This is a genomic window from Clostridium sp. CM039 (assembly GCF_055081075.1).
In genome coordinates, this window is record NZ_CM143649.1 from 2,756,440 (window position 1) to 2,782,403 (window position 25,964).

General features: G+C 30.5%; 24 protein-coding genes. 6 read left to right on the top strand and 18 right to left on the bottom strand.

The genetic code is table 11. The annotated features are described in order from the left end of the window. Positions 1-11: 11 nt before the first annotated feature. The gene (locus ACWJJ2_RS12765; RefSeq protein WP_220286913.1) at positions 12-647 is read left to right on the top strand and encodes an MBL fold metallo-hydrolase; all 636 of its coding nucleotides are present in this window, start codon (positions 12-14) and stop codon (positions 645-647) included. A gap of 98 nt (positions 648-745) precedes the next feature. Here the strand turns inward: ACWJJ2_RS12765 and nrdG are convergent, their stop codons facing one another. Together nrdG and nrdD are read right to left on the bottom strand one after the other, a co-directional pair. Then, positions 746-1,234 (bottom strand): anaerobic ribonucleoside-triphosphate reductase activating protein, encoded by a 489-nt coding sequence (gene nrdG, locus ACWJJ2_RS12770; RefSeq protein WP_220286914.1) that lies wholly within the window; start codon positions 1,232-1,234, stop codon positions 746-748. 93 nt (positions 1,235-1,327) lie between these two features. Continuing rightward, positions 1,328-3,436: an anaerobic ribonucleoside-triphosphate reductase gene (nrdD, locus tag ACWJJ2_RS12775; RefSeq protein WP_462954343.1), complete on the bottom strand. Its 2,109-nt coding sequence runs from the start codon at positions 3,434-3,436 to the stop codon at positions 1,328-1,330. Positions 3,437-3,932: 496 nt separating this feature from the next. Here nrdD and ACWJJ2_RS12780 point away from each other — a divergent pair, with 496 nt between their 5' ends. Next, positions 3,933-4,133 (top strand): cold-shock protein, encoded by a 201-nt coding sequence (locus tag ACWJJ2_RS12780; RefSeq protein ID WP_071611001.1) that lies wholly within the window; start codon positions 3,933-3,935, stop codon positions 4,131-4,133. Positions 4,134-4,355: 222 nt separating this feature from the next. Further along, positions 4,356-4,535: a hypothetical protein gene (locus ACWJJ2_RS12785; RefSeq protein ID WP_165412906.1), complete on the top strand. Its 180-nt coding sequence runs from the start codon at positions 4,356-4,358 to the stop codon at positions 4,533-4,535. A 65-nt stretch (positions 4,536-4,600) separates the two neighbouring features. Here ACWJJ2_RS12785 and ACWJJ2_RS12790 read toward each other — a convergent pair whose 3' ends face one another. The 13 genes from ACWJJ2_RS12790 to ACWJJ2_RS12850 form a co-directional block, all read right to left on the bottom strand. Continuing rightward, positions 4,601-5,431 carry a hypothetical protein gene (locus ACWJJ2_RS12790; RefSeq protein WP_220286916.1) on the bottom strand — a complete coding sequence of 277 codons (831 nt, stop codon included), beginning with the start codon at positions 5,429-5,431 and terminating at the stop codon, positions 4,601-4,603. Between the two features lie 360 nt (positions 5,432-5,791). Then, positions 5,792-6,376 carry a hypothetical protein gene (locus ACWJJ2_RS12795; RefSeq protein WP_216303313.1) on the bottom strand — a complete coding sequence of 195 codons (585 nt, stop codon included), beginning with the start codon at positions 6,374-6,376 and terminating at the stop codon, positions 5,792-5,794. Positions 6,377-6,487: 111 nt separating this feature from the next. After that, positions 6,488-8,005 (bottom strand): DUF7922 domain-containing protein, encoded by a 1,518-nt coding sequence (locus ACWJJ2_RS12800; RefSeq protein ID WP_462953378.1) that lies wholly within the window; start codon positions 8,003-8,005, stop codon positions 6,488-6,490. A gap of 77 nt (positions 8,006-8,082) precedes the next feature. Then, complete coding sequence (gene rsmA, locus ACWJJ2_RS12805) at positions 8,083-8,919, bottom strand: 16S rRNA (adenine(1518)-N(6)/adenine(1519)-N(6))-dimethyltransferase RsmA (RefSeq protein ID WP_220286918.1); 837 nt, start codon at positions 8,917-8,919, stop codon at positions 8,083-8,085. Beyond that, positions 8,900-9,463 carry a ribonuclease M5 gene (gene rnmV, locus ACWJJ2_RS12810; protein ID WP_165412902.1) on the bottom strand — a complete coding sequence of 188 codons (564 nt, stop codon included), beginning with the start codon at positions 9,461-9,463 and terminating at the stop codon, positions 8,900-8,902. Before rnmV ends, rsmA begins: the two co-directional genes overlap by 20 nt. Positions 9,464-9,663: 200 nt before the next feature. After that, positions 9,664-10,704 carry a 3D domain-containing protein gene (locus ACWJJ2_RS12815; RefSeq protein WP_216303310.1) on the bottom strand — a complete coding sequence of 347 codons (1,041 nt, stop codon included), beginning with the start codon at positions 10,702-10,704 and terminating at the stop codon, positions 9,664-9,666. 269 nt (positions 10,705-10,973) lie between these two features. After that, positions 10,974-11,741 carry a TatD family hydrolase gene (locus ACWJJ2_RS12820; RefSeq protein ID WP_220286919.1) on the bottom strand — a complete coding sequence of 256 codons (768 nt, stop codon included), beginning with the start codon at positions 11,739-11,741 and terminating at the stop codon, positions 10,974-10,976. A gap of 221 nt (positions 11,742-11,962) precedes the next feature. Beyond that, positions 11,963-13,480 carry a DUF445 family protein gene (locus ACWJJ2_RS12825; protein WP_462953379.1) on the bottom strand — a complete coding sequence of 506 codons (1,518 nt, stop codon included), beginning with the start codon at positions 13,478-13,480 and terminating at the stop codon, positions 11,963-11,965. A 159-nt stretch (positions 13,481-13,639) separates the two neighbouring features. Next, positions 13,640-15,580, bottom strand: coding sequence for a methionine--tRNA ligase (gene metG, locus ACWJJ2_RS12830; protein ID WP_220286921.1), 1,941 nt, complete (start codon positions 15,578-15,580; stop codon positions 13,640-13,642). A gap of 505 nt (positions 15,581-16,085) precedes the next feature. Continuing rightward, complete coding sequence (locus tag ACWJJ2_RS12835; RefSeq protein WP_462953380.1) at positions 16,086-17,750, bottom strand: putative ABC transporter permease subunit; 1,665 nt, start codon at positions 17,748-17,750, stop codon at positions 16,086-16,088. Beyond that, positions 17,743-18,468: an ABC transporter ATP-binding protein gene (locus ACWJJ2_RS12840; protein WP_216303305.1), complete on the bottom strand. Its 726-nt coding sequence runs from the start codon at positions 18,466-18,468 to the stop codon at positions 17,743-17,745. The genes ACWJJ2_RS12835 and ACWJJ2_RS12840 overlap by 8 nt, the downstream gene beginning before the upstream one ends. 247 nt (positions 18,469-18,715) lie before the next feature. Further along, positions 18,716-19,252 (bottom strand): spore maturation protein, encoded by a 537-nt coding sequence (locus tag ACWJJ2_RS12845; RefSeq protein WP_165414495.1) that lies wholly within the window; start codon positions 19,250-19,252, stop codon positions 18,716-18,718. 49 nt (positions 19,253-19,301) lie between these two features. Then, positions 19,302-19,877 carry a nucleoside recognition domain-containing protein gene (locus ACWJJ2_RS12850; RefSeq protein ID WP_220286922.1) on the bottom strand — a complete coding sequence of 192 codons (576 nt, stop codon included), beginning with the start codon at positions 19,875-19,877 and terminating at the stop codon, positions 19,302-19,304. Positions 19,878-20,055: 178 nt separating this feature from the next. Here ACWJJ2_RS12850 and ACWJJ2_RS12855 point away from each other — a divergent pair, with 178 nt between their 5' ends. Next, positions 20,056-20,916, top strand: a complete 861-nt coding sequence (locus ACWJJ2_RS12855) for a putative ABC transporter permease (RefSeq protein WP_216303303.1) — start codon at positions 20,056-20,058, stop codon at positions 20,914-20,916. A 112-nt stretch (positions 20,917-21,028) separates the two neighbouring features. Next, positions 21,029-21,214, top strand: a complete 186-nt coding sequence (locus tag ACWJJ2_RS12860; protein ID WP_216303302.1) for a hypothetical protein — start codon at positions 21,029-21,031, stop codon at positions 21,212-21,214. Between the two features lie 164 nt (positions 21,215-21,378). On the opposite strand, the gene truA is transcribed toward ACWJJ2_RS12860, so the two are convergent. Next, on the bottom strand, positions 21,379-22,116 hold the full coding sequence (gene truA, locus ACWJJ2_RS12865; RefSeq protein ID WP_216303301.1) for a tRNA pseudouridine(38-40) synthase TruA: 738 nt from the start codon (positions 22,114-22,116) through the stop codon (positions 21,379-21,381). A 114-nt stretch (positions 22,117-22,230) separates the two neighbouring features. Continuing rightward, on the bottom strand, positions 22,231-23,763 hold the full coding sequence (locus tag ACWJJ2_RS12870) for a YiiX/YebB-like N1pC/P60 family cysteine hydrolase (protein WP_216303300.1): 1,533 nt from the start codon (positions 23,761-23,763) through the stop codon (positions 22,231-22,233). A gap of 337 nt (positions 23,764-24,100) precedes the next feature. Here ACWJJ2_RS12870 and cls point away from each other — a divergent pair, with 337 nt between their 5' ends. Continuing rightward, on the top strand, positions 24,101-25,555 hold the full coding sequence (cls, locus tag ACWJJ2_RS12875; RefSeq protein ID WP_216303299.1) for a cardiolipin synthase: 1,455 nt from the start codon (positions 24,101-24,103) through the stop codon (positions 25,553-25,555). An 82-nt stretch (positions 25,556-25,637) separates the two neighbouring features. Here cls and ACWJJ2_RS12880 read toward each other — a convergent pair whose 3' ends face one another. Next, positions 25,638-25,766: a hypothetical protein gene (locus ACWJJ2_RS12880; RefSeq protein WP_268064034.1), complete on the bottom strand. Its 129-nt coding sequence runs from the start codon at positions 25,764-25,766 to the stop codon at positions 25,638-25,640. Positions 25,767-25,964 lie beyond the last annotated feature (198 nt).

Consider the following 25,964-nt stretch of genomic DNA (forward strand, 5'->3'; position numbering starts at 1 on the left):
GGAGAATTTACATGAAAATAACTTGGTTAGGTCATTCATGCTTTCTTTTGGAAGATTCAAAAGGTGTGAAGCTTTTAACAGATCCATTTGACAATACTTTAGGGTATGATATTTATAAAGGTAGTCCAGATATTGTAACTATAAGTCATCAACATTTTGATCATAATTATATCAAAGAGCTAACTGGCAATTATAAAATCATAGATAAAATTGGTATTTCCACTTTACATGATATATCTATAAAAGGTACCCCTTCTTATCACGACAAAAATAAAGGTGCAAAACGGGGCGATAACATAATATTCACCTTTAGAATGGATGGGTATTCCTTATGTCATTTAGGAGATCTAGGCCACACTCTTTCAAATGATGATATATCCTCCCTTGGAGATGTAGATATATTGTTTATCCCAGTAGGGGGTAATTATACAATTGATGGCAAGGAAGCGTCGGAAGTTACTAAAAAAATAAACCCCAAAATAGTTATACCTATGCACTATAAAACTTCACAACTATCTCTTCCATTAGAGGGAGTAGAAACATATCTTATGCATATGAAAAACGCCTCAAAGATAGATAGTAATACTTTAGTGGTTAACGATGAAATAAAAGAATCCATGTCTGTCAAAATATTAAACTATATTTAGAAGAAAAGCCTACCATTTTTAAATAAGTGGTGGGCTTTCCTTTTTTATTTCACATTGGATCAAAATATTAATAATGAATTTTATATTCGCTTATTCCATTATACAATTTGATTTTCTAAAATACTTTTTTTAACATCAATGATTCTCTGATTAGATGATCCAGTATACTTACTAGCGCCTTCCTTTAATTCTTTATCAAATTTGCCATCAATAAGTACATCAATACAACTTAATAGCCCTAGTTTGTCACTATCTCCGCTATGCATTAGTTCTTCGAAAGTGTATCCACTATAACACCAAATATTTAATCCCTGGCCCTTTAATTTCTCTGATAGTTTCGTTAAAGCTATCGCACTCTCAAAAGGTTCTCCTCCTGAAAAGGTAACCCCTTTTATTATAGGCATATTATTCTCTATTTTTTGTGCAATATCATCTATTGAAATAGAATCCCCATAATTAAAATCTTGCATAAATTCATTTTGGCAACTTTTACAGTTATGCATGCATCCAGACACAAAAATTACAGACCTAAGTCCATCTCCATTAACTAATGAATTATCTAGAAATCCGCCTATTTGAAGTTTCATTCAATCCACCACCTTTTATAAAATAATCATATGAAAATGATGGGCAATTGTTTAATACAATTGCCCATCATTTTCATCGTACTTAGTCGATTTTTAATATGTACATACATGACCCGCAGTATGAGATATTCTATCTGCTCTCTCTGCTGTCTTCCCGTTACCAAATCTCTCATCCAAACTTAAGTAACCTGTTACTCTTGAAATCCCTTGTATATTACTACTTCCACATTTGCTACATTTATGTGCTCCACTTTGGAGATATGTTCCACAGTCTTTACAATATCTTATATGGAAATTTATGCCCATATAACTAATGTTCGTTTGCTTATATGCATAATCTAATATGTCCATTATAATTTCTTCTGTTGGATAATCGTCAAGTTCTATATAACTAATATGTCCACCATTACATAATTTATGATAAGGCGCCTCGATATCTATTTTTTCCTTAATTGATATTGGATACCCTACTGGAATATGATAACTATTTGTATAATATTCTTTATCAGTAACCCCTGGTATTTCACCAAATACAGCCTTGTCTTGAAGTATAAATCTACCACTTAATCCTTCAGCCGGCGTAGCATAAGCACTCCAATTAAGCTTAGTTTCATCTATCAGCTTGTCAGTATAATTCCTTATATAAGATATTATTTCAACCCCTAATTTTCTGGAGTCTGCACATTCTCCATGATGTTTTCCAGTTAGCGACGCTACCGTTTCTGCAAGCCCTATAAAACCAATACCCCATGATCCATTTTTTAAAATAGGTTCTATGGAATCCTCAGGTAATAACCCTTCACTACCTACCATAAGACCTTGCCCTGCTACAAAAGGTAGATCCTTAACTCTTAATTTTTTTAAAACATCATATCTATGCATAAGTGCTTCTCTAGAAAGTTCTAATTTACTGTCAAGTAATTTGTAAAACTTATCTACCTCTCCCTTCGCTAATATACCAAGTCTAGGAAGATTTAAAGTTACTGGAGCAATATTTCCTCTCCCTTTTGTTCCTGCCTCTCCATTTGCATTAGAGCAAATATAAGTACGGCATCCCATGGTAGCCGGAGTAATCCCTTGATCATAGTAGAATTTATTAAAATCAGCATCCAAGTTCATAAAGGTAGGATTCATTCTCCTACTAGCAACGCGACAAGCAAGCTTATATAAGTAGTGATATGGGTCAGTCTTTTCTCTATTGACCCCTTTTTTAACCCTAAAAATTATGTTTGGAAATACAGGTTGTTCCCCTTTCCCAAGTCCTTTTTCGTATTCAATTAAAAATATTTCACATACGAGTGCTGCGTCTTTAGATTCCGGCACTCCAATATTCATCGAACTAAAAGGCACTTGTGATCCAGCTCTGCTATGCATTGTGTTTAGGTTATATACTATGCCCTGCATAGATTGTTCTACAGCTCTTCTTAATTTACGTTCCGCAAATTCGCAAATTTTGTGCTCATCTACACCAAGTTCTCTAATTTCTTGTCTAATTTCTTGCCTTGTATATTCTATGAATGCCGCCATGTCATTGTCAAAATCGGGATGTGATTGACCTCCAAACATATCATTCTGCGTTGATTGAAGTAAAATGCATGAAAGTTCTGCTGCAGACTCTATCCTTTTTGCTTTTCTTATATATCCGTATCCTGTATTAAACCCTCTTTCTAATACTTCTCTTGTTGGTATATGCAAACAATTTACAGTTAAATTATAGCTATCTAGATCATGGTAATATACGTCACCATTTTCATGTGCTTTTGATAAATGCTTAGGCATCATAGATAAATTATGCCATTTGTTTGATTCGCTAGCAATTCTAAGTAACTTAGAACTAAAGTTATTACCAACATTAGCATTATCTCTATCTGTCTCTACTCCTATTTTTTCTATAGCTTTCATAAGGTCTGATTTTATTTCTCTAATCTTGTTACGTTCACGTCTGTAATTAGAAAAAGCTACTCCAATAACCTTATGACCATTTTCTAAAAGCGTACCTTCAACAATATTCTGTATTTCTTCAACAGTTAGTTGCTGTTTCTGCAAATCCTCAATTTTTTCTATGACCTTTTGAGTTAGCTCTATAACTTCACTTTCTTTTAAATTAAAAGCGATTTCATCCATCGCTCCCTTTATGGCATTTGTAATTTTAATTGAATTGAATTGAACCTCTCGTCCATCTCTTTTGACAACATGTAGCATATTTTGACCCCTCCGAACACAGTATCTTTTACTTTGCTTATTATACTCTAGTAAAAAATTTATATCAATTTCTAAATTAACTTCTATCATATAATACAGCCAATTAATTTTTAGTTACCTCGATATCCTTTGATTTTTTATAGTTATCGCCTTATTAACATAATTAGTTAACCTACCCGCTCAATTTTGATAATATCATCCTGATAAAAACTTTAAAAATAAAATAGTATAAAAAACATATTAAAAGCCAAACTATATATACAATTTAGATTAAAACCTATTATAAATAATAAAGTGTTGTAGGTGAATATATTTTTATAAATAGCTATGATATTATAATATAAGTTGTGTTTAGATACATTTTAGTAAAAAAATAGTATAAATACATAGATAATATTATTATTTTCAAAAAACTATTTAAAAATTCACCAAAGTGTAGTATCATAATAGTTATGTTACAAATGTTACAAATTTTTTTATTCAGGAGGAAAGTTATATGAAAACAGGTACAGTTAAATGGTTTAATTCAGAAAAAGGGTTTGGTTTCTTATCCGTAGAAGGAGAAGAGGATGTATTCGTACATTTTTCAGCTATTCAAGGAGACGGATATAAATCTTTAGAAGAAGGACAACAAGTTCAATTCGAAATAACTACTGGCGCTAGAGGCCCTCAAGCTTCAAACGTTACTAGATTATAATTCAAAATCTAATCTATAATATAAATTAATTATAGAAAAAACACCTATCACTTTGTGATAGGTGTTTCTTAGTTTATGTATAATATAAATCATACTCTCTCGCACGCAAGTCCATTTGTTCATATTATACATAAAAACATTATCACTTTCATGAATATAATAGTGTTCTTTGCTAAAACTATAATAAATATAGTTTATTTATTATGAAAGGATGGTTTTATAATGTTTGGTAAAATAATAGATATGAGCAATACTGATGCTTTTATAAATTTTTTAAATGGAACTAGTATAAACGTAAGTGTTTCCCGCTTACCTAAAAATTCAAAAATAGGAGATACTATTGATTTAAATATTGATGCTCCTACTAATATGCTTAACGATACAATGATAAATTTTCTCTAATTAAGTTTAATAATAAAAACTGCATTTATTTTTAAATACAGTTTTTTATTATTTTTTGCAAATTATTAAAATCCATTAGGTTTTTCATCTTCAAAAATTTCAATATTCCATCCTTTATCGTATTTCGCTACTACGTAATACTTCTTTTCCTTCTCATTCGCTTTATTCTTAATCGTCACAGAAGATTTGTATATAGTGGATTTGTATCCTTCCGTTTTAACACTTACTAACTCATCATATCCTGTATTTTTATCTTTTACCAATAGTGCATTAAAATCATTTAATAGCTTACTTTTAAATGATTCTAAATCAGTTGATAATATAAATTTAGCCACTTCATTATCTTCACTTATATCGACAAATATTTTTTTGCTTTTATCATCATCCTTTATATACTTATCTAATACCTTTAAAATAGAATCATAATATACAGTTTCAAAATCTATAGGCTTTCTAATATTCCAAAAGTTTTTGATGATATCATTGTCAATCCTTTTAGATACAATATAACTTTTATCTGCACTATATAAATTAGCTCCATCTTTTTTATCAAGTCCCGCTATATAACTAAATTTATGGACTTTATCGACACCTTCATACATTTCAAAAATATAATCAGCCTCTAGTGTTGATTTTTCATTAACTTCCTTAGCTGACGATAAAATTTTATGTAAATCTTTTATAGCTATTTCATCCGTAACCACAAATCTAAAGCTTTTATCTCTAGTACTTTGTATTATTATTTTTTTAATTCTCCCCTGCTCAATATAATCAAAATCAACATTTTTCACTCCAAGCTTTACTTTAATTACATCAAAGCTTTTACATCCAGTAAATATAAATGAAGTTATAATTATAAAACAAAATATAATTAGTTTGCTTTTATTTTTAATCATTTGTTATCCCCCTAGCTAATCTCTGCAGGAAATAACAATTATATATTGTTATCCTAACTCTCAAATATTATTTCCACAAAGTTTCTTTTGTTATTTTAAAATTCATCTCCTTTTTATTCCCTTTATTTAAGCTGCTTAGCACAATAAAATACTAAGAGAATCATAATTGATCCTCTTAGCTCATGACTTGTTAAATCATCACCTTCAGTGCTGCAACAGCTCCGCAGGTGATGACTTAATGACTCACAATATGGTAATGGACGGTCTTTTAGATATCATTAAATAAATTATAATACTTTAAAAAGTTTTAAGCAACTCTAATTAATTTCATACGACATTCGGAGAGATGTCTAATCCATCCTATCGAACTTTCAAAGTCTCAACTATACTTTCAAAAATAGCTCCATAAGTCTCTTTAAAATTAACATTTCTTGTAAAAAAAGAAATTCTATAAAACTCTTTTCCATCATCAATAAAATATTCATAGGCCTTGTACCAATTATTATCGCTTACATTAATTAAGTATTTCACTAAGTATGTCTTTTTCCCATTTATAATAGTGTCATCTATTTTATAATTTCTAATCGCATTTTGCTTCTGTGATATCTCCTTGCTACTATCTAAAAATGCTTTTAAGTCCTGTTTATTTTTCCAAACTTCTACAAAGCCATGAATAACTGCATCATTTGATTGAAAATCGTTATGATACATAATCTCACCACCAGAAAATTTTTTTTCTTTAGTCGTCCATCCAACCGGCAATTTGTAACTTACCTTTCCGTCTATAGCTGTATAATCATTAAGTAGTTTAATATCATTCTCCACAAGAATAGTAGCTTTTAGCTTGTCATCAAATTGTTTTGATATCCCCAAAAGCGTGATCATCAGTCCGAGGATTATTACTATAATTCCAACTTTTTTTCTGTTTATAAGTATAACCTTCACTGTACCCCTCCACATATTAATGTTAATATACTATATGATATACATTAAAAGAATATTAAAAAATTAAATGTGCGACTAAATTATTTAGCCACACATTTAATTCTACATATATTATTTTTTTAAAGGTACAACAATTGTAGAATTTTTAAAATCATAAAACATCAGCCAATATCCCATTTCATCATTCTCCTTATCTGAAATCCAACTTACAAAACCAGTTTTCCCTCCATAAGGTTGATGAGTTTTAGCTCTACTTCCCGGTATTCCATAAACAATATATTTCATTTTCCCACTTGAGTCACATTTATATCCTAACATAAAAGATTTATAGTTTCTAATATACGGATAATACGAAATCATAGGATAATATGCTATTGTATATTTGTTATAGTCACTCAAATCATACATATTCTCTAAATTACTAACCGGTACTTTATACCATTTGCACCATTTAATTTCATTAGAAAAATCAGGTACTTCATCAAAATCTTGCGCTACTACCTTGAAGAATTCTCCCATAGCGCCTTTAGGATATTCCTCTTTTGAAGACTTTTTCTCCTTATAATTACACTCATCTTTTTTATCTTCTTTATGTTGCTTTTTATCCTTATCTCTATTTACATCAAAATCATCTTCAAGTTTCTTAACTTCATTTTTTCCCTTTAGTTTGTCTGAAATCTCAACATCTTCAATATTAATTCTTTGCGTAGTATCTACCTTGTCTACTTTATCGACTTTATCTTGAGCTTCTAAAGGTCCAAGATCTTCGGTATTACCTCTTTTCATTGTTTCTACTTTTGTATCCGCTGCTTCATCCACCTTCTCATGAGTCTCTAAATGTTCGACTACTTCATCAGCTACTTTATCTTGAGCTTCTAAAGATCCAAGATCTTCGATATTACCTCTTTTCTTTGTGTCTACTTTTGTATCCGCTGCTTCATCCACCTTCTCATGAGTCTCTAAATGTTCGACTACTTCATCAGCTACTTTATTTTGAGCGTCTAGAGGTCCAATATCTTCGGCATTGCCTCTTTTCTTTGTGTCTACTTTTGTGTCCGCTGCTCCATCTACCTTCTCCTGAGCTTCTAAATGTTCGACTACGTCAGCATTTTTCACTTTAATTAATTCAATGCTTTGTTCATATTCATCAAATTCATTACTTATATCATCTGCTCTAGTTTCCTTCTTATCCTTATTACAATCCGCTAGTTTATAGTTTTTCCACTCATTTGGTTTATCTGTTGTTGAAAATCCACTCATTATTGAAATCACATTAACATCTAAGAATTTTACAATTGCAGCTCCAATAATTTTTTCAGCAGAAATGCCGGTATCCGCTATATTGTCCATATCATATTCATGGGAAATGTCTACCCTACCGTGATCGTCTATGTTCAATTTACCAACTTTTATAATTTTGTTTACATCTTTTTTGCCGCATATTAAAATCATGTAATAAGGTTGTTTTTCCTTCCTTAGGTTTTGCACGTAGTATGAAACCTTACATTTACTGTTTTTCATCTCAAGCTTTGCATATCCAGATGGAATCTTGTCAGCTTCTAATGAATAGCCTTTTTCATCTTCTTGTAATATAATAAAGTACCTACTATAATTTTTTTTAGGTGTCACCTGCATTTACCTCCATATAAAACTTATTCATTATAATATATGAACCATATTATAAAAAATGAACACTATATAGAAATTTATTTTACAAGTCCTATTTCATCCGAAAGCGTTGCAAACTCTTGCAGTGATAAAGTCTCGCCTCTCCTCTTAGGATCAATGTTTGCTCTTTCAAAACATTTTAGTAAATCTTCTTTAGGAATTCCTATATCTTTAACAGAATTCCATAAGATTTTCCTTCTCATATTAAAAGATTTTCTGACTATAGAGAAAAATAATTCTTCATCCTTCACCTTAACTTTAGGCTCTTTTAATCTATCTAATCTTATAACCATAGATTCTACTTTAGGCTGCGGCAAAAATGCTGAAGGCGGCACGAGCCGAAGTATTTTCGTGTCACAGTAGTACTGAACTAATATTGAAAAGGCTCCGTAAGCTTTGCAATTTGGCTCTGAATCTATCCTCTGCGCAACTTCCTTTTGTATCATTATAGTTAAAGATTTAAAATTATAACCCCCAGTAAGTAAGTTAACAATTATTGGTGTTGTTAAGTAATATGGTAAATTAGCAACTAATTTTACAGATTTTTCATCCTTAATTAGTTCATTAAAATCCACTTTTAAAGCATCATTATGTATAAGCTCAAAATTATCGAACTCTTTTAATTCATCTTGCAAAATCGGTAAAAGTTTTTCGTCTAGCTCTATAGCACAAACTCTTTTAGCTCTCCTTAAAAGTGCTCTAGTTAATGTACCAAATCCTGGTCCTATTTCGATTATAAAATCTTCTTCATTAACTTCTGCCCCCTCTACAACATCGTCTAGCACAGAGTCATCTATTAAAAAGTTTTGGCCTAAACCTTTTTTGAATCTAAATTCATATTTTTTACTAACCTCACTAATCGTCAAATCTGCCATAATTCATCTCCTTGTTTATTTTTTGTACAGCATTTATAAATTCTTCTTTTATAATTCCATAATTGTTTAACCTAGTTATAAATTGCGCCGAATTACCGTATCCTATACCTAATTCGTTTCCGAGCGCATGGCGTCTTTCCTTAGCTCTAATATCTGCTGTTAACTTGAAAAATATCATATCTTGCACGTCAAACTCTTTTCTTTTCTCTTGGACTTCAAATTTTGCAGTTTCGAGAGCCCTTAATATTGTTTCAGGTGATGCATTTTCAACACCTATATCTCCGTCCTTAGTACCTTCCTTTTGAGATATGTACGCATGTTTTACATTTGCTACTCTTTTGGTAATAATCTTTCTTATTTTTTCTCCAGCAAAGTCTGGGTCTGTAAATACTATTACCCCTTTTCGCTTTTGAGCTTCCCTTATTTTACTAATTACCTTTTCGTTGATTCCAAAGCCTCCTACAGAAATTAGTTCAGCGTCTACCGCTCTTTTAACTGCTGTGATATCATCTCTTCCCTCAACTACTATCACTTCTTTAATCATATTGTCCTCCTAATTCTTCATACCGCAGGGCACCACTTATTATGTGGTTATCGACCTGCTATGATAAACTAAGGCATTTTCCTTATTATATAATCATAAAAAATAAAAACATCCCTTAGTATTTCTTTTTATTGCTGTATCTATAATACCATTTTACTTATTAATAGTGAACTATAAAACAAAAAAAGGAGCTTGCGCTCCTATTTAACAATATAAATACTTACATTTCGTGCTCCCCAACCCCACATTTCATCACTGGAGTCGTAATACAAATCTATATGATTACCCTTTATAGCTCCACCTATATCTTCTGCAATACCATATCCGTACCCTTCTACGTAAATCTTGCTTCCTAATGGAATAACGCTAGGATCAACGGCTATAGTACTATATCCCTCTGAGTTTCTTTTCGCCCTCACCCCTGTGCTAGTTATACCAAAGTCAGGGTCGCCCGCACTCTTACCAGTGCAACTATAATCAGCAGTATATGCTGTTGCCCTAACCTTCAGTTTCCTAGTATAACTAATATCGCCTCCACGGGATGGTGTATATACACTAGTAGTACCTAATGCAATTATTTCCTTAACGGGCTGTGCTTTAAATTCTTCATTAACTAATTTTCTAGATACTTCTTTGCCATTTTCATAAACAACAGCTGAAGTTATAACCTTCTGACCAGTTATGCCTTTTTGAATAACTTTCTTTACACCTTTATTTAGTTCATCGCTGCTTTTAATTTCGGTTGCAAATTTAACTGCTTTAGTTTCCTTCACATTCTCAGTGTTTACTCTTGTTACCCTTACTGCGAGACCTGATTTTAGCGAATCACTTTTTAATGGGGTAATCTTGTCTTCATCACCTAATACAATTTTTTCTGCTTTTAGCATATCTTCTACCGTTTTTTCAGCAGTTTGTATATTTAACTCTTTCCCATCAACTGTTACTTTGACATTTACAGCTTTTTTTATATATATTTTATCTCCGTCTTTTACTTTACTGTCTAAACTAACTGTTATTTGGTCTTTTGACCCTAATGCTATATTGTTACTTTTTAGTATTTGAGTAACATTACTTTTTAAAGTTATAACTTCTATAGACTTTCCATCTACAATAACAGATATAGCTTTTTTCATGTTAAACATAGTAACTGAAATGCATGTTAATAATAGCATTACTACAAAAAATGTCTTGGGACCATTTGAAAAATAGTTCTTAAAATTATTTTTCGCGTTTTTTATCATATAAATTCCCTCCCTTAGTCAAGAATACTTGGGTATTATACCTTGAAGCATTAAATATGTCAAATTTCGACCCAATTATTCTTAGTTTCGACTTTTAATGCATCTTTTTGCATATAATTATATTCTTAAACCATCTCAACTAGCCCATTCTTGAGGGTAACCCGGCAAATTAATATTCACCATTAAAATCATATGTTGGAAATTTAATTTTAATTACCAACAATTCCGTGTAAAATTATCACACTAATTGTATTAATAACCATTCTACACTATTTGTAAATTTTTAGCAATTGTTTTATATTATATATTGTTGCATTTTCAATTTCTCCTATGGTTTTACCCTTAACTTCTGATATTTTTTCTATTATGTACTGAATATAATCCGATTGGTTTCTTTTCCCTCTATGTGGTACAGGCGCCATGTATGGACAATCCGTTTCCACTAGTATCCTGTCCATTGGTACGATCCTTGCAATCTCTGCCGTTTTCTTTGCATTTTTAAAGGTTATAACACCAGTGAAGCCTATATAATACCCTAATTTTAAACACTCCTTAGCAAATTCAACACTTCCTGAAAAACAGTGAACTACCCCTACTACTTCCGGAAATTTCTTTAATATATCTAACGTATCTTTATGGGCGTCCCTATCATGAATAACCACTGGTAATCCAAGTTCTTTTGCAAGCTCCATTTGAAGTTTAAAAGCCGCTTTTTGAATTTCTCTATCCGGGTTTTCGTCGTAATAATAATCTAATCCTATTTCTCCTATAGCTCTAACCTTTGGATAATGTGTTAAATTCCTTAATTCTTCAATAATTTCCTCATTAACAATATTTGCATATTCAGGATGTATTCCTACCGCCGAGTATATAAAATCATATTTATTCGATAACTCTACTGACATTCTTGCACCGTCAAGTGATGCACCGCAGTTTAAAACCCCTATTACTCCTTTATCGTTTAACCCCTTTATTACTTCTTCTCTATCTCCATTAAAGGCCTCATCATCATAATGTGCATGTGAATCAAATATCATAATCTATACTGTCGTTAAACCCGTTAATTTCAAAAGTTTAATTACAGTTTTCACCATCCTTTCTATGTAATAATAAATTCTTTAATATAATTCAAATGTCTGTTTGATATTATATCACTAATATTCAACTATTTGCAAAATTGTATAATCGACAATTTAGTTAAAATAAATAAAAGCCACTTTACGACGAAAGTGACTTTTACCTATTAATTAGTAATGTACTAAAGCGACCCTAATACAGGTGATAATAACCCCATAATTGCGCCTAGCAGTGCTCCGAGCCAAGTTATAGCTCTTAACTCTTTGCTAGCAATGTCTAATATAATTTTCTCTGAAAAAGCTACATCAAATTCATTGATTTTGTCTTCAACTATCTTAGCTACATTCAACACTTCAATTACGTCAGCAGACTTATTCTCTACGAATTTATTGTATAGCTCAAGAGCTACTTTGGAAACAGATCGGGGTATTTTATCCCCCTTTCCATTAAATATTGATTTAGTTCCCATATGTAAGAATCTATTAATCATTACAGATACTATTTCTGTAATTTTTATTTTTGCAGAATTGCTTTTTGCCATAGCTTCTATTCGACTTTTTATAAATTTTTCTATTTCATTTTTATAATCTATGCCTATTTTTTCGAGCAACTCCTCAATAGACATGTACTTATTAAATTTACCCTCTAACTTATCAAAAGTGTCACTAATAAATTTTTCATCTACAACCTTTGTTGTAAATAAATTAATCAAAGGCTCTATACCGCCGTCTATCCCTTCTCCTGGTAATTCAGAAAGCACAGTAGATATTGAATTTTTGAGCAACTTGTCTATTATATCATTAATAATTAAGGCAATATCATTATGATTTTTCGTATCATCTAAGAATTCGTCTATCCCAATTGCAACTTTTTCATAAACACTATCCACATTCATAAACATTGCTATCATGGGGCTTAGTTTAGTACTTATTGTTTCCCCTACAATTTTTCTTAATTTCTGACTGTTTTTTTCTTCTTTCATTGTTTTTTTTATTTCCATGGCAATATTATATCTTTTCCCATAAACATACACTTTTAAATTGCTTATCATCTTACTAGGTATAACTTCCTCAAAATTCTTGTCTAAAACCACTAACTGAGCTACCTTATCTTTTAATATTTTTTGAATTTCCTTATAAAATTCTTCCGAATTTTTATACTCAATAACCATGTTTAACGCTTTATTTTTTATTGAATTATATAATTCACTTTCACAAATGGTTTGTGGTTTAACCTTTAGTTCTAGCATTATTTGTGCATATGCATATTTAGCAATACCTTGTTTAACATCTTCTTCATTTATATACTCTATAAGTAATTTAGAAAGATTAGTGTTAGTATTCTGCAAAAAAGCACAATATTCATCGCCTAATAGGGATTTTATCTCATCTTCTACTACATTCTCGCTATTCCCCATAGCAGACACCTTACTTTTCACCCAAGAATCCAATTGCTGATTCATATCTTCACTGCATAAAGACTCCATAATTGTTTCCTTTGTCAAAAGATGTTGGCCTATAGACTCACCCACACTTTTAGCAATTCTAGATTTTTCTTTTGGTATAAGACCTGGAGTAAATGGAACTTTAAATTTAAAAAGTCTAATCTCATTGTGAGGTCTAAACAACATCTTTATAGCTAACCAATTGGTTATATACCCGATAACAGCTCCGATTAAAGAACCTATAATAAATTTCATATTATTTACCTCCTTGTAATTCTTAGTAGTATTTATAACAACTAATTATAAATCTATCCTTATTAAAGTTCAATAGGTCGATGTACCCTAAATAAGGCACATTCAAATGCAAAAGCATGAAGTCTAATTTACTAGCACTTCATGCTTTCTAAACTCAAATTACCTTACTGTACTTCCAGTAGGTAATTCACCCGGCACCGATATTGCAAATAGCTTGCTATCGTCTTCTGTAGCTGCTGAAATTATCATCCCCTGTGATAATTCTCCCCTTAAAGTAACAGGCTTTAAATTAGCTACTAATACTACGTACTTTCCAATTAGTTCTTCTGGCTTATAGTGCTGAGCTATTCCTGAAATTACTTGTCTTACTTCTCCACCTAAATCTACTTTTAGCTTAAGAAGCTTTTTAGCTTTTTTCATTGGCTCGCACTCTAATACTTTAACCACTCTCATATCTATCTTGTCGAAATCTTCTATAGTAATTTCTTCTTTTAATTTCTCCATAGTAGGCTTTTGCGCCGCTTTTCTTTGTGCTTCTACAAGTGCATCAAGCTCCTCTATTTTAGCTTCTACATCTATTCTTGGGAACATTATATCACTTTTATTAACTTTTGTTCCTGCACTTGTTCCATCGAAGGATGCCAAGCTGTCCCATGTAGTTATTTCTGCATTTATTTGAGCATTTATTTTCTTACTTGTAGTTGGTAAAAACGCCGATATCAATACTGATGTCATTCTTAATGATTCTACTAAATTGTACAATACTGTACCCAGTCTTCCCTTTTGCGATTCATCTTTTCCAAGTATCCATGGGGTTGTTTCATCTATATATTTATTAGTCCGTCTAATAAGTGTCCAAGCATGGTCCAATGCTTCAGAAATTTTCAAATCTCCTATCGCTTTCTCTACCTTACCTGGAACTGCAAGCGCTAGTTCTATTAGTTCATTATCAACATCAGCTTTTTCTGATGGTGCTGGAATAACGCCGTCAAAATACTTTTCTACCATTGTTACTGTTCTTGATAATAAGTTTCCTAAATCATTAGCTAAGTCTGAATTTGTTTTCCTTATGAATATTTCACTAGTAAATATTCCATCTGAACCAAATGGTATTTCATGAAGTAGATAATATCTTACTGCATCCACTCCAAAATGATTCACTAGTGTTACCGGATCCACTACATTTCCTCTGGATTTAGCCATTCTTACTCCACCGTCAACAAGAAGCCAGCCATGGCCAAATACTTGTTTTGGAAGCGGTAGGTCTAATGCCATTAGCATAATTGGCCAATAAATTGTATGGAACCTTAATATATCTTTACCTATTAAGTGTACATCCGCCGGCCAGAATTTCTCATAAAAAGATGTATCTTCGCCATTATATCCAAGGGCTGTTATATAGTTTGATAAAGCATCTACCCATACATATATAACGTGGCCTGGATCAAATTCTACCGGTATTCCCCAGTCAAAGGTTGTTCTTGAAACACATAAATCTTGAAGCCCTGGTCTTAAGAAGTTATTTAACATTTCATTTTTTCTTGATTCTGGTTGAATAAACCCTGGATGGGTCTCTATATATTCTATAAGTCTGTCAGCATATTTTGACATTTTGAAAAAATACGCTTCCTCCTTTGCTTTCTCCACAGGCCTCCCACAATCAGGGCATTTCCCATCTACTGCCTGAGTTTCTGTCCAGAAAGATTCACAGGGAGTGCAGTACCATCCTTCATATGCACTTTTATATATGTCACCTTGATCATATAGCTGCTTAAATAACTTTTGAACAGACTTCTTATGATACTCATCTGTAGTCCTTATAAACTTATCATAGCTTATGTCCATAAGCTCCCACAATTCTTGTATGCCCGCTACTACTTTATCTACATACTGTTTTGGAGTGACCCCTTTTTCCGCGGCTATTCTTTGAATCTTTTGACCATGCTCATCTGTTCCCGTTAAAAACATTACATCATAGCCTGTAAGTCTCTTAAATCTAGCAATTGCATCCGCCGCAACAGTTGTATAGGTATTACCGATGTGTAGTTTTGCTGATGGATAATAAATTGGTGTAGTAATGTAAAAAGTTTTTTTAGTCATAGTTTTATCCTACCTCTCGTATTGAAATTATTTATAGTTCTCAATCCCATGAATATAAATATATTAACTAGCTTTAATAATCCCTAAAGATTATAATTTCCCGGAAAATAAAAAAGTCTCTAAACAGAAAAAAATTCTGTTTAGAGACGTATTTAACGTTTTACCACTCTAATTTATCTTTACATCACTATAAAGACCTCAATGGGTGACCATCATCACCTGTCAATATAACGGTTGCTCCCGTATTATCCTAACAATTAAATTTAAAAGTATATTTTCACAATAAACTTTAAATTTTTCACTTAGATAATATGCTTAAAGGCCATCTTCATAAGCTACCTTGCTACTGATTTTCACCCTTCTCAGCTCTCTTTTAACAATTAGGCTTATTACTCTTCTCATCATTGCATTTGTTTAATAATAATCATATTGCAAATAAATCACTATGTCAATATTTTTATCCTAAAATCAATAAATTATACTTAGGTCAACATTATTTTATATTTTACGACTCTATTTTTCTTAATATTTCTACCCCTTTTGTACCTAACAGGTAATACAGCACTACATCTATAATCGCATATGAAGATGCTATTATAGCAAATGTAGTCCATTTAGTTAGTTCAAATTTGATAACCATAAATACTGTAAGCCCACCTAAAGCTATGCAAATAATTATACTAATCATAACATTAAGATTCCGTTTAATTGCCTCTTGCTCTGTACTCCACTGAAGTTTAGGGAAATTCAAATCAATAAATATCCCTATAAAAGATGTAAATACTATTCCAAAAAAACCAACTATAATCATTAATAAAACTAAATCTATCGGTATCTTAAGAAATATTAAACCAATTATAGTTACCATAAGCATACCAGCTATTCCTAAAACTACTGCAGATAATACCTTTGCCATAAGCTGATCTTTATATTTCATAGGTATGTATTTTAATATAAATACATTTTTACCTTCTCTTGATATTGCTGTAGTTGCAATTGCATTACTGCAAGATGCAAAAATCATAAATGCAAAGAAGCCGCCTAATGCTACGCCTGAACTTTTGTTGTTTTGTAAAAACTTAGCTAACATATTAAGTTGAGAACTAGCACCTTTTTGTGCAAAAATTGGTATAAGCAAAAATACTGGCCATAAAAAATTCATAAGTACACAATTCATAAAATAAATCGGTGTCCTAAATAAAAGCTTTAACTCTTTTATTATATATACCTTTAGTGAGGAATTTTGTGCCGTATTTTTTATAAGCTCAATGCTACTAAGAGTTTTCCTTTTTGAGGTTGTTTCAGATATCCCCATAACACCTTTAAAATACAATGCTTCACCCAACATTATAAATATCATTAATGCAGCTAATGTTATTACTATAAATAAAATCAAATTGATAAACCCCTGAACATTAGTAGTATTAATTAAACTATTTACAGCTATCTTAGTACTAGGAAATAGCTTTGTTGCCAAACCAACTAAGGAATTATTTCCCTGTGCAAACATTTTAGTAACTTCTGATTGGCTTAGATTTTGTGAAAACCTTTGGATATATATGTTTATTCCTACACCAAAACACATAGCCATAAGTCCACCCACTAATCTAAACCTATCCTTATTTTTAGCTATATTAGTAAATCTCATTATAATCATATTAATTACAGATGCAATTACTAAAGGAACTATAGGCAAGAGTAAAAATATAATAACTCCATAGCCATAATACAACACCCCTGCATTACTCTTTATACCGTATGCAACTATTGTAGGCGAAAAAAATATTATTTCTGTGAAGTATTCATAAATTAATACTACAGCAAATTTAGCTCCCATAATGTGCCATGGCTTAAAAGGTAGTGGTAATAAATTTTCTACATCCATAGAAAAATAAAATATACTCATAGCATAAAAAATACCAAAAAAGAAAATTACAACGCTAACAATAGATAATCCAAATCCCAATATAACTGCTTCTTGACCAATTTGATGTAATCCATCATAGGCCGTAAATATAAACTCTCCAAACCCTTTAGCCATAGGTGTGAATGCTAGTACTAAAAGTAATCCAAGCAATATTCCTTTTATCTTTTTTTTATCTTTCTTACTACTAGGGGATCCAGTTCCTGTTTTTAATAATACCTTAGTTAGCGCTATAAATTTATACATTTTCAGTCATCTCCAAGAAGATTTTTTCAAGTGACCCACTGGCTTTAAAATGTTCCCTTAGTTCTTCAAGGGTTCCACAGAATAATATTTTCCCCTTATTTATTACAGCAACCCTATCGCATATTTTTTCAGCTACTTCTAGAACGTGAGTTGAGAAAAATACGGTTTTCCCGTTATTTGCATGCTCTTTCATCATTTCCTTCAAAACATATGAAGATTTAGGATCAAGGCCCGTCATTGGCTCATCTAAAATCCAAACTTCTGGTTCATGAAGAAGTGCTCCCATAATAATTATCTTTTGTCTCATACCATGAGAATAACTTTGAATTTGGTCCGTTAGCGCATTGCTCATTTCAAATCTATTTGCTAAAGCTTCGACCCTATCTTTTCTAATAATACTTGGCACATCATAAATATCTGCCATAAAGTTTAAATACTCAATACCCTTAAGTCTTAAGAACATGTCCGGATTGTCTGGTACAAAGCCAAATAATTTTTTAGCCTCTAAATCATTTTTTTCAATATCAATTCCATTGATATTGATTCTTCCGCTATCAGCACTTAATATTCCAGTAATCATTTTTATGGTAGTAGTTTTACCTGCTCCATTTGGGCCTAAAAATCCAAATATCTCTCCGTCCCTTATAGTTAGACTTATGTTGTCTACAGCTTTATTCTTACCATTATAGCTCTTATTTACGCCAGTAATTTCAATCATATTATATCCCCCTTACATTCTTCTAATATAAATAACAATTATATCTGTTATCTACCTTATTTTACTCCAGTATATTTATAATATCATACTTTTTCTTTCTTTTACAATTTGTGTTATAAGTTTAATCTTCTTCGAAGCTGCAACATTAATAACTTCAGAAGGAGATTTATACCCCACTGAAGTTTTCTCTTTCTTATATTATGTATCTCCACTTATATAAATGGGGAACTTCCCTTTTAAAATGTCCTTAAAAGAAGAACTTAGCCAGGTTAACTGCCATTATAATTGCTGTAATATCTGCTAATATTGCTGCTACTAGTGTATGCCTTATTTTTTTTATATTTACCGCTCCAAAATATACTGTCAAGGTATAAAAAATGGTTTCTGTTGATCCCATTATTATGGATGCCACGCGTCCTATGTAACTATCTGCTCCATATTGCTTTATAATATCAGTGAATACTCCTAAAGCTCCACTTCCTGAAAGTGGTTTTATTAAAACTAAAGGAACAACTTCAGGGGGGAGTCCAATAAACACAACAACTGGTTTTACTAAATAAATAAAAAAGTCTAAAGCCCCGGAAGCCCTAAATACATTAACAGCTATAATCATAGCCAAAAGATACGGAAAAATTTTCAGGCAAATAGTTATTCCGTCCTTTGCGCCTTCAACAAAACACTCATATACCTTCACCTTCTTAATAACTCCATATATTACCACAAGCGTTATGATAATTGGAATTATTCCCTTTAAAATATACGATACTAAATTAGCTATAATCATCCTATTTCACCTACCCCATCTAAATTTAAACATTAATATTTCTATATATTTAAAAATACCTTTGTAGAATTTTACAATAAACCACGCCTAAGACTGCAGCAGTACCTGTTGCAATTATTGCAGGTATTATAATAATTGCTGGATTTTGAGAGTTATACGCAGCCCTAATAGATATCACCGTTGTAGGCAGAAGCTGAATGCATGCAGCATTTAAAACTAAAAATAAAGCCATGTCATCACTAGCTATATCTTTTTCATTATTAATTTTCTGCATCTCTTCCATAGCCTTTATGCCCAAGGGTGTGGCTGCATTAGAAAGTCCCATCATATTGGCTGTTAAATTCATGGTAATACTAGCCATCGCCTTCTGGTTTTTTCCAGCTTCTTTAAATATTATTTTTAATATTGGCCTAAGCAGCCTTGCCAATTTATCAGTTAATCCACTTTTTTCAGCAATTCTCATTATCCCACACCAAAGACACATCATTCCAACGAGTCCCATTACTAATTCCACAGCACTAGTTGTTGATGAAACAATAACTTTTGATAAAATCTCTCCTTTTCCTGTAACAATACCAATAATTGTCCCAAATGATAAAATTAAAAACCAAATAATATTTATCATGTATTTTCCTCCTAGAATTCAAATTAAATTATCATTGCTTAATTAATATATATGTAGTTATTTCTATAAAATTGCATATAATAATATTTATTCATCCCATATACTATAAAAAAAACGCTTTTTGTGTTATCATTTTCTTATTCAATGTACAATGGGCTAAAAAAAAGGGAGTTAATCTATGATTAATATGACTTTGTTAAATTCTAGCGTATTTACGCTTTTTTATTATTTTATTATCTATTCCTTTATGGGATGGTGTCTTGAAACAGTATATGCTACAGTTAAGAAAAAAGAATTCATTAACCGCGGCTTCCTCCACGGTCCCTTTTGTCCTATTTATGGTTTTGGTACTTTGGCAATAATTGTTTTGCTAAAGCATATTGAAACTAATTATATTTTCCTTTTTTTAGGTTCAGTATTTTTAACCTCTGCTCTAGAGTATATGACAGGTTATATTCTAGAAACTGCATTTAATAGTACTTGGTGGGATTACAGTGATGAGCCATACAATCTTAAGGGTAGAATTTGCTTATCCTTTTCTATAATATGGGGCTTTGTTTCCATATTTATTTTGAAGGTAATTCACCCCTATATTATTTACATAGTAAATTTAATACCACCTATCCCAGGCATAACACTTTTTTATATTCTATTCCTATATTTCTTCATTGATTTTATAATTACTGTGAATACAATATTTAAATTAAGGTCCCTATTAACCCAATTAAATACAGTATATTCAGATTTAATCGATAAACTTCCAGATTTTAAATTAAATTTAGGGAATACTAAGGATATGTCTGAATTAAAAATTAAATTGGACCAGTTAATAGAAAGTGCCGAAATTAAGATGAGTAAGAAAAAATCTGACGTTGAGACTATCATAAAAGAATTGAAAGTAAAATATGATTCTTTGGTTTTCAAAAAATCCCCCGATTATTCAAGACTTATAAAAGCCTTTCCTGACGTAAAATTCAAAGGTTTCGATTCTATTTTGAAAGATGTTAAAAATAAAATTCTTAAGAATAAGAAAAGTTAATTTTTTCAGTTTTACATAAAATAAAAGTCATTCTTAACTTGAAATTAGTAATTACTAATGTTAGGTTTTAAGTATATTTAATGAAATAACATAAGTTAAAGGAGATTAAAAAATGAAAGAAGCTAATCTAAAACTAGCACAAAAGGGCATTGATGATGCACTCGACACTATAGACGTGTTAGAAAAAACTATAAAAGAAACTCCTCTTCCAAAAAATATATTAAAAGATAGTTTTTATATTCTCTCTAGAAAAGTTGATGAAATTGAAGATATATTAAAGAATGAAGGAATACTGTAGTTTGGCATATATAGCTACATAAGGTATATTCAAATAAGATGCTCATCTATACAGGAGATGTTTTAACTAAACATAAAACTAAAAAGAGGCACATAAGTTAATACTTATGTGCCTCTTTTAAATCATCACCTTTGGTGCTGTAATATTAACCATTTTATTGGTTTTTAATAATTAACTTCTTCTAAAAATAAGCCTTTTGCTGGTGCAATATGTCCAGCATATTTTCTTTCTTTTTTATCTAAAATATCACTAATTTCATTTACAGATTTTTCACCCAGGCCCACTTCAACAAGTGTCCCAACTATTAATCTCACCATATTTTTCATGAATCCATTTCCTTGAACACTAATTTCTATATTTCCATCATCATTTACGATATTTATTGTATAAATATTTCTTATAGTAGACTTTTTCTTTGTTTTAAGTGTTGTGAAACTTTGGAAATCATGTTCTCCTATTAAAATTTCTGCTGCTCTTCTCATATTTTCAATATTTAGAGGTTGTGGCACATGATAATCATATTTTCTAGTAAAAACATTGTGTGCTTTGTTATTACAAATATTATATACATATTTTTTAACTTTAGCATTATATCTAGCATGGAAATTGAGATCCACTTCTTCGACCGTCTTCACTACAATGTCTTCTGGTAAATATTCATAGCAATAACTACGCATTTTATGATCTGGCATTGTGCATTCTGTTCTAAAATTTGCTACTTGGTTTGTTGCATGTACTCCTGCATCTGTTCTTCCAGACCCAATAATTTCAATATTTTCTTCTGCCATCTTACTTAAAACGGCTTCTACTTTGTGCTGAATCGTATTATCGCTATCTCCAAGTCTTTGCCATCCTTTATACCTAGTACCATCATATTCTATTACAATTTTTATATTTCTCATATTTATTATTTATCCTACTTTCTGTTTTAGAATTTAATCTAATATTTTAACTATATTTTTTAATACTTAACCATATTTTTAATACAATGCTTATATTATATACATATATCATAATTAATAAAACACACCATATAAAATAATTTTTAATTTTGATAATGCTGAATTTAATATTACTATAGGATACCTTATTTCTGTTTTTAAAATAACCCTTCTCCTTAACATTCTCCACTTAGATAGCTTCCAAGTTATTTTTAAATCATTTTCGTTTTTCCTTATAGCTTTTCTTTCTCTTTCACTACCATCATAAAATATTACAAAATCAAATTCTGCATTTTCACTATCAAATTCTGAATCAAATTTTTTAATAATATTATTAGGTGAAAGTAATAGCCTGCCAGCTTTTGCTTCTAAGTTAAATGTAAGCCCTTTCTTATTCCTTGAACATAAATACGATTTATAAATTAATTCACTACAAAACAAAGCATTATCTGTCATAATGTCAAAATTATAATCATATGCCTTCCCTAAAGATTCAAACGCTGTAAACAATGCTTTTAATTTATCCTCTTTAGGTAATTTAGGACGTAATGCAGAAAAATAGTCAACTTTTGCAATAGCATCTAGAGGATTTATTACCACACCAGGGGCAATAACTTCTATAATATATTCTCCATTATTTTCATTGCATAAACTATCATATACTTTAGGATAAATTACTTTTACATACTCTGAAACACACAAACAATCCCCCAGTGGGATGTCGTTAAAATACTTGTCCAATTTTTCTAAACAGCCTATATAAATCCCAGTGTGAGTCCAAAATCCTGGTAATCCCAGGTTGGTTAGTTGATAATTGTTCCTCTTTAAAAGTATATCCCCTGGTAGCAATTCTTCTTTTATAATATTAATATCTTCATTACTAACATATTTCTCTTTTCTACTAGAGTAATCAACTCCAGTAATACTTATAGCGATCCATTTTTGAAATGGGAACCAAAAATCAAAAATATTTTTTCCAAAAAAATTAATCATATTATTTTTAACAATATTTCTATGATTTTTAACAAGTTTTATAACATTTAAATAATTATAACTTGCATAATTTAATAATTCTTCTTCGTTTTCATCTCTTTCATATCCATAAACTTCATAGTGATTTACCATAAAATCAAAGTAATGCTTATTCCTAAACAAAGATATCATATAATAAATTTCTGTAATTTCTTGTGTAATATAATAATATTGTTTTTTATTAATATTATATTCGGGCCTAGCCTCATTTAACATTGACTCCAAATACTTATTTTTTTCTATAATGTTAGCTAACAATACAGCATTTTTACGTATCGCTATGGTAGAGGCATAAATTAATAATATATTTTTATATTTAGTGTGTGAATCTTCTGTATGTTTTAATATAAGTTTATTTTTATATTTTTCCCGTGTTTCATTCAATTCATTATAACATCCTACATAACTAACCCACTTTTCTAATATACTTTGTTTGTTAGTTAAAGACATATTTTGAATATTAGAACTAAATAGACTTTCGCTACTTTGAATCTCATTCATCACAAGTTCTAATTCTTTTATAAGCTCTAAGGATTTGTTTATTTCCTCATCAACTATTCTATGAACTAACCCCATATCCTTATCCCCGATTCCATTCTCATTTTTAAAGTAGCAATCTAGTATAAACCTTCATGCACAAATAAAAAAACAATACATATTATTAATATATTCATAAATTCAATTCAAAACATACTTCTTCACATAAGTTGATTTCAGCAATTTAATTTTATTATACCATAAAACTTACTATTCCTTTAATAATATAAATTATAATACTGAAATATTTCTATTTTACTCAAAAAACATTTAATAAAAAAATAGATATTCTATTTATACGTATTTTTAATGTTTTTTTATACGCTTTTATATGTATACTATCATTATAAGATAAAATGAATTTTTGGAGGCACATATGTTTACAAATGAACTATTGTTACATTTTTTAAATTTATTATTTATTATCAATATCCTCTTCGCCTTGGCAGTTGTATTTCTTGAACGCAAAAATCCTGCAAGTACTTGGACTTGGCTTATGGTATTACTATTTTTACCTACCATAGGATTTATTCTATACTTATTTCTTGGTCAAAATTTGAAAAGAAAAAAATTATTTTCTCTAAAAAAAGAAGAAAAAGAGAATCTTACCTCAATTATTGATAAACAAAAGGAGTTCTTAAATAATGAAGATTTAATTAAAACTAATCCTTTTTTAAGTAAATACTCTGACATTATGACACTTAATCTTTGCAGTGATAATTCTTTTTACACTAATAATAACAAGGTAACCATATTTACTGATGGCAAATCAAAATTTGATCAACTTAAAGAAAACCTTAAAAATGCAAAAATATATATCCATATGGAGTATTATATATTTCAAAATGATAATCTAGGAAGAACTATTCTTGAAATTTTATCCCAAAAAGCTAAAGAAGGGGTGGAGGTAGAATTACTCTATGATGGTATGGGATGCCTTAAAGTGCCTAAGCGCTTTTTCGCCCCACTAATTGAGGCTGGCGGAAAAGTTGTTTGTTTCTTCCCACCCTTTGTTCCTTATATAAATCTAAGAGTAAATTTTAGAAATCATCGTAAGATCTGTACTATCGATGGTCAATATGGCTTTATAGGTGGTTTTAATATTGGTGATGAATATTTAGGTCTTTCTAAAAAATTTGGGTTTTGGAGAGATACCCATTTATTCATACAGGGCGATGCAATAGATGCATTGGAATTGCACTTCCTAATGGATTGGAGATTTGCCGCCAATGAAAATTCAATTTTTGATAACAAGTATTTCCCTCACAGAGCTCACCTTGGGAATACAGGTCTACAAATAGTTTCAAGCGGTCCTGATTCAACTTGGAAGTCTATTAGAAATGGATATTTAAAAATGATTAGCAAAGCTGAAACCAATATTTTTATAGAAACTCCTTATTTCATTCCAGATGACAGTATATTAGAAGCTTTAAAAATAGCATCCTTATCCGGAGTCGATGTTCGCATAATGATACCTAGTAAACCAGATCATCCCTTTGTGTATTGGGCTTCTACATCTTATATGGGAGAGCTACTAGAATCAGGCGTAAAATGTTATACCTACACTAAGGGCTTTCTTCACAGTAAATTTCTTTCTATTGATAAGTCTATAAGCTCCATAGGCACCGCTAATTTAGATATTAGAAGCTTTACTTTAAACTTCGAAATTAATGCTTTTATATATGATAAAGAAATAACTTCCGACTTAGAACATTTTTTTATGGACGATTTAAAATTTTGCGATGAATTAACTCTCGAAAAATATGTTAATAGAAGTTTTATTGTTAAATTTAAGGAATCTATTTCAAGATTACTTTCGCCTATATTGTAATAAAAACTCTCACAAACTTTTTTAATGTTTGTGAGGTTTTTTATTATAATATTCCTAATTTATTTTGACCCTAAAATATATACTAAATAACAAAAGGGAAATCATTAGCCCTCTTAATTTCATTGTATGCTCCCATTTTATGATTTAGAATTATTACTAATCCATATTTCTTATCTTTATGAACTAATGGAATTATTAATAAGCTTCTCATGTGATATAATAATAATTGAAACTCAGTGCATACTTTGTATATTCTAGTTTCCTTAAATCCTGAATATAATGCTTATCAGCCTCTATAATTATAAAATCAATTTATTACATTTATCCTCCTGTAAATAGTTACTTAGGTTTATCTCCTCGCCATAACCGTGGCAGGCATAAGTTCCAATCCATTATCATTTTTAAATAC

Bases quoted from the DNA above. Each gene is read 5' to 3' on its own strand.
- ACWJJ2_RS12765 (WP_220286913.1), top strand. From the start codon at position 12: ATGAAAATAACTTGGTTAGGTCATTCATGCTTTCTTTTGGAAGATTCA.
- nrdG (WP_220286914.1), bottom strand. From the start codon at position 1,234: ATGAAACTTCAAATAGGCGGATTTCTAGATAATTCATTAGTTAATGGA.
- nrdD (WP_462954343.1), bottom strand. From the start codon at position 3,436: ATGCTACATGTTGTCAAAAGAGATGGACGAGAGGTTCAATTCAATTCA.
- ACWJJ2_RS12780 (WP_071611001.1), top strand. From the start codon at position 3,933: ATGAAAACAGGTACAGTTAAATGGTTTAATTCAGAAAAAGGGTTTGGT.
- ACWJJ2_RS12785 (WP_165412906.1), top strand. From the start codon at position 4,356: ATGTTTGGTAAAATAATAGATATGAGCAATACTGATGCTTTTATAAAT.
- ACWJJ2_RS12790 (WP_220286916.1), bottom strand. From the start codon at position 5,431: ATGATTAAAAATAAAAGCAAACTAATTATATTTTGTTTTATAATTATA.
- rsmA (WP_220286918.1), bottom strand. From the start codon at position 8,919: ATGGCAGATTTGACGATTAGTGAGGTTAGTAAAAAATATGAATTTAGA.
- rnmV (WP_165412902.1), bottom strand. From the start codon at position 9,463: ATGATTAAAGAAGTGATAGTAGTTGAGGGAAGAGATGATATCACAGCA.
- ACWJJ2_RS12815 (WP_216303310.1), bottom strand. From the start codon at position 10,704: ATGATAAAAAACGCGAAAAATAATTTTAAGAACTATTTTTCAAATGGT.
- ACWJJ2_RS12820 (WP_220286919.1), bottom strand. From the start codon at position 11,741: ATGATATTTGATTCACATGCACATTATGATGATGAGGCCTTTAATGGA.
- ACWJJ2_RS12825 (WP_462953379.1), bottom strand. From the start codon at position 13,480: ATGAAATTTATTATAGGTTCTTTAATCGGAGCTGTTATCGGGTATATA.
- metG (WP_220286921.1), bottom strand. From the start codon at position 15,580: ATGACTAAAAAAACTTTTTACATTACTACACCAATTTATTATCCATCA.
- ACWJJ2_RS12835 (WP_462953380.1), bottom strand. From the start codon at position 17,750: ATGTATAAATTTATAGCGCTAACTAAGGTATTATTAAAAACAGGAACT.
- ACWJJ2_RS12840 (WP_216303305.1), bottom strand. From the start codon at position 18,468: ATGATTGAAATTACTGGCGTAAATAAGAGCTATAATGGTAAGAATAAA.
- ACWJJ2_RS12845 (WP_165414495.1), bottom strand. From the start codon at position 19,252: ATGATTATAGCTAATTTAGTATCGTATATTTTAAAGGGAATAATTCCA.
- ACWJJ2_RS12850 (WP_220286922.1), bottom strand. From the start codon at position 19,877: ATGATAAATATTATTTGGTTTTTAATTTTATCATTTGGGACAATTATT.
- ACWJJ2_RS12855 (WP_216303303.1), top strand. From the start codon at position 20,056: ATGATTAATATGACTTTGTTAAATTCTAGCGTATTTACGCTTTTTTAT.
- ACWJJ2_RS12860 (WP_216303302.1), top strand. From the start codon at position 21,029: ATGAAAGAAGCTAATCTAAAACTAGCACAAAAGGGCATTGATGATGCA.
- truA (WP_216303301.1), bottom strand. From the start codon at position 22,116: ATGAGAAATATAAAAATTGTAATAGAATATGATGGTACTAGGTATAAA.
- ACWJJ2_RS12870 (WP_216303300.1), bottom strand. From the start codon at position 23,763: ATGGGGTTAGTTCATAGAATAGTTGATGAGGAAATAAACAAATCCTTA.
- cls (WP_216303299.1), top strand. From the start codon at position 24,101: ATGTTTACAAATGAACTATTGTTACATTTTTTAAATTTATTATTTATT.
- ACWJJ2_RS12880 (WP_268064034.1), bottom strand. From the start codon at position 25,766: ATGAGAAGCTTATTAATAATTCCATTAGTTCATAAAGATAAGAAATAT.